Origin of the sequence: Streptococcus sp. KR (genome assembly GCF_002238115.1) — a bacterium.
Classification (GTDB): domain Bacteria; phylum Bacillota; class Bacilli; order Lactobacillales; family Streptococcaceae; genus Streptococcus.
In genome coordinates, this window is the sequence record NZ_NGVM01000043.1 from 1 (window position 1) to 3,415 (window position 3,415).

The following is a 3,415-nucleotide window of genomic DNA, read 5'->3' on the forward strand; positions in this document are numbered from 1 at the left end:
CGAATTTTCGATGGATACGAGAAATATCATGCTTTTTACCATCTGCAGTTGAAACAGTCAAACCTTTCAGATTAGTGTAGTCAATTTCTGTTTTCCATCCAGTGCCAACATCCTTATATTTCAAGACCTTAGTCGAGTCAAGAATACGACCATATCCTGAAGAACCACTTGAGGAAGCAATATAACCTGTCGTTACTACTGTTGAACCTGAAGCAGATGACTTCACTGTTGCTTCAGGATTAGCTGATGCTAGACTGAGAGCCTGTAAGACAACCTCTTTTGTGTACCCTTCCGTACTTGTTTTAGCTTGAAGTTCATTGTATTTCTTCTGCCAGTCTGCTTGTGCTTTCTTAGCTTTGTCATAAGCTGCTTGGTTTTGTTTCCCAATTCGCTTCGCTTCATCAGCTGAAGAAACTTCCTGTGTTTTAGAAGTTAGAAGCACTCCAGTATTTTTCAGTTCGGTTGATTTGCGATCAGCATCTTGATTGACTTGATCACTAGCATTCTTCTTCTCTGTGTAGGCAGCCATAATCGCTTTGTTAAGCTCAACTTTTCCTTTTGCAGCTGTAATAGCCTGATCATTTTTCTTTTGTAGCGCCTCTACTTCTTTGACTGAAGAAACAGTACGTGTAACGACATTAACATCAACTTTTTCTTTCTTCAGCTGTTCAGATGCGCTTTCTACCGCTTTGTTTAAAGTATTAGCTTGCTTAACAGTAGCATCATACTTAGCTTTTTCACCCAGGTATTTTGTTACTGCTTGTTGGTTATCTGACAAGACCTGTTTAGCTGTTTGAGTAGCTTTCTTGTTTTGGTCTGCTGAACCATCTGTGGCAGTCGAACCGTCATTCGTTACAGTGACAGTTGTTGCCCCTTCATGTTTGGCTTTTTCATCAGCTACAAATTTATTGTTAGCGTGAATAGCTTCCTGCACTTCCTTGAAGGCTTCATTGTTTTGAACTTGTTTTGCAGTCGTTTCTTCAAGTGCCTTGATCTGCTTGTCCTGGTCTTGTTTAATCTCAGACTTAGACTGTTCCAGTTTTGTTGTAGTAGTATCTGTTCCCTTATCAACTGATTGAGTCTCAGAAACATTCACTCCTGCTTCTTTTGCTTTTCCAGCTGCCTTAGTAACTACTCTATTATCAATCGCTACCGACTGGCTTCCTGTTGTTTTACCAGCTTGTGTAGCGTAAGCGTTGTTGTCGTTTCTACTTTCAGGCTGGACTGCTTCATCCGCCAATACAGAACCTGCAGAGAAGGCTACAATACCTGCAACTGCAATTCCTGATACTAAACCTTTAGCCCATTTTTTCTTACGGAAATATCCGTGTCCTTGTGTTTTTTCTGTCATTTAATTGTTTCCCTTTCAATTTCACCTTAAAACATTTTCTTCTTGTAGAAGTAACCAACTGCTGTCAACAACATAGCCCCAATAGTACCTAGAATGCTTTCTGCCGTTCCTGTGTTTGGAAGGGTTTTGAGCTTACCATCTTTGTCTGTAACAGAGATAGTCTTATCTTCATTGACAGTACCTCCGACCTCTTCAGGAGCAACCACTGAACCATCTGAAAGAACTACGTTTCCGCCTTGGGTGCTAACAATTGATGCTCCTGTATTTGTTTCAACAGGAACTTTTATCAGATCATGAACCACTTGACCTGTTGCGTTTGAAGTAGTCCCAATTTGTGATTTTCCTTGCTCATTCGCCTCATCTGTTGTTTTTGGCTTTTCAGCTGGGACTCCATCAAGGCTACCTGCATTATCCTTGTCCTGTGGCTTGTCTGAAGGTGCTGGTTTATCAGTTGTCACTCCGTCAAGACTTCCTGCGTTGTCTTTGTCTTGTGGTTTATCTGATGGTGTTGGTACACCATCGAGACTACCTGCATTATCCTTGTCTTGCGCCTTATCTGAAGGTGCTGGTTTATCAGCTGGCACTCCGTCAAGACTTCCTGCGTTATCCTTGTCTGAGGGAGCTGTTGGATCAACTGGAGTAACTGAAGGCTCTGTTGGCTGAACTGCTGGAGCTTCTGTTTCTGTTGAAGCGCTAGGTGCTGTTGGCTGAACTGCTGGAGCCTCTGTTTCTGTTGAAGTGCTAGGTGCTGTTGGCGTAACTACTTCTGTTGTTGGTGCTGAAGAATCAATTGGTGCAAGTTCGTCTGCTGATACATAACCAGCTTGTGCAAGTGCGATAGTTGAAAGTGCTAGTGCAGCTAATACTTGTTTCTTGTTCATTTTGATTTTTCCTTTTCTTTATTTATTTTTCGGGTTATAACCTTTTCCAGTTAAACGAAGCTCCATTCCTGATGGTGTCTTAACTTTTCGAGCTATAACTTGAGCATCTCTCTTAATAGTGCGAATTTGATCATAAACCTTTTTATAAGGCAAATGAAATTCAACATCCCTTAAAAGACCGTCTACGTATCCTCTAGCCTGTTTGACTGCATAGTCTGGCTTCAGAATAAGGTCTGTGCCGTCCTCTAAGCGAGCTGTCGCACCTCCTTGTTTTCCTAAGTTTTTTAAGTCCTTTAGGCGGACGGTTATTTCATCTGTCATAGATTTCTCCTTGAAGTTGAAAGGCGAAATAACGCCGTGCTGTGTAAAAACGTATTTTTACATCGGTATTTCATGCGCTGGGTTTATAGTCTAGGAACCCTTACTCCTTCAGCTTATGATCATTATCATGCTTTTTCGTTCAGTGGCTGGACTAGATATCCTTTTCTAGTTTGCTACTCGCCCCCGTTTCTTTTTTATCCATAGCCACGCTGTATCAGGGCAAGCCTTGTATTCAGTTTTCAAAGGTCTGTAGTTTAATGACTTCTCGGTCAATATAGATTTATCTGTACTAGGTTTGGTCCGATTCTGAACCTAACAGGTAGTCAATAGTTACCCCAAAGTATTCTGCTACTTTTTTAGCATTTTCAAGACTTATCTGACTATATCCTGTTTCCCAGTTCGATATGGTGTTACGAAAAACACCTATCTGATCAGCCAAGGCTTGCTGAGACAGTCTAGACTGCTTTCGTAATTCTCTGATACGATTTTGTGTTTGTTTCCTCACATCTACTTGTCTCCTTCATTATTTAGACTTGATAGTATTTCATCATCCATCAGAGGTGCATTCTTCAGCTCCAGCATGACAACCCCTATTCCATAAACTAAGAGCAAGAATAAAGCCATTGTGACTAGTTTAAACATTACTATCCTCCTGATATTGTTCCTTATTTTGTCCGATAAGTTATCTTCTTCACCCATCGAGGATTGATAGAAAACGGCGGAGTTGCTGATGTAAAATTCATACTTGCTCCTGTTCCAAATGAACTTGATACCAATTTTTCTAGTTCCTCCAAGTTGGAAGTGACAGAAATACTGTCTACCGTTTTATCAAAATACTCTACAATCATTTCAATCTCTTGAA

General features: G+C 40.8%; 5 protein-coding genes and 1 pseudogene. All 6 read right to left on the minus strand.

What is annotated here, in order from left to right:
• Positions 1 to 1,351, minus strand: a pseudogene (locus tag CBI42_RS10475) (SspB-related isopeptide-forming adhesin); the annotation flags it as partial.
• 26 nt (positions 1,352 to 1,377) lie between these two features.
• Positions 1,378 to 2,232: an LPXTG cell wall anchor domain-containing protein gene (locus CBI42_RS10480; protein ID WP_094753945.1), complete on the minus strand. Its 855-nt coding sequence runs from the start codon at positions 2,230 to 2,232 to the stop codon at positions 1,378 to 1,380.
• A gap of 18 nt (positions 2,233 to 2,250) precedes the next feature.
• A complete protein-coding gene (locus tag CBI42_RS10485; RefSeq protein ID WP_000128978.1) occupies positions 2,251 to 2,553 on the minus strand; it encodes a hypothetical protein in 303 nt (100 codons plus the stop codon).
• Positions 2,554 to 2,842: 289 nt separating this feature from the next.
• Positions 2,843 to 3,058: a helix-turn-helix transcriptional regulator gene (locus tag CBI42_RS10490; RefSeq protein ID WP_020901884.1), complete on the minus strand. Its 216-nt coding sequence runs from the start codon at positions 3,056 to 3,058 to the stop codon at positions 2,843 to 2,845.
• Positions 3,059 to 3,060: 2 nt separating this feature from the next.
• Positions 3,061 to 3,195, minus strand: a complete 135-nt coding sequence (locus CBI42_RS13330) for a hypothetical protein (RefSeq protein WP_256963771.1) — start codon at positions 3,193 to 3,195, stop codon at positions 3,061 to 3,063.
• Positions 3,196 to 3,218: 23 nt separating this feature from the next.
• Positions 3,219 to 3,415 (minus strand): thiopurine S-methyltransferase (locus tag CBI42_RS10495; protein WP_094753946.1); only part of this gene is annotated, 197 nt, incomplete at its 5' end.

Excerpts from the sequence above, each read along its gene's own strand:
- CBI42_RS10480 (WP_094753945.1), bottom strand. The coding sequence starts at position 2,232 with ATGAACAAGAAACAAGTATTAGCTGCACTAGCACTTTCAACTATCGCA.
- CBI42_RS10485 (WP_000128978.1), bottom strand. The coding sequence starts at position 2,553 with ATGACAGATGAAATAACCGTCCGCCTAAAGGACTTAAAAAACTTAGGA.
- CBI42_RS13330 (WP_256963771.1), bottom strand. The coding sequence starts at position 3,195 with ATGTTTAAACTAGTCACAATGGCTTTATTCTTGCTCTTAGTTTATGGA.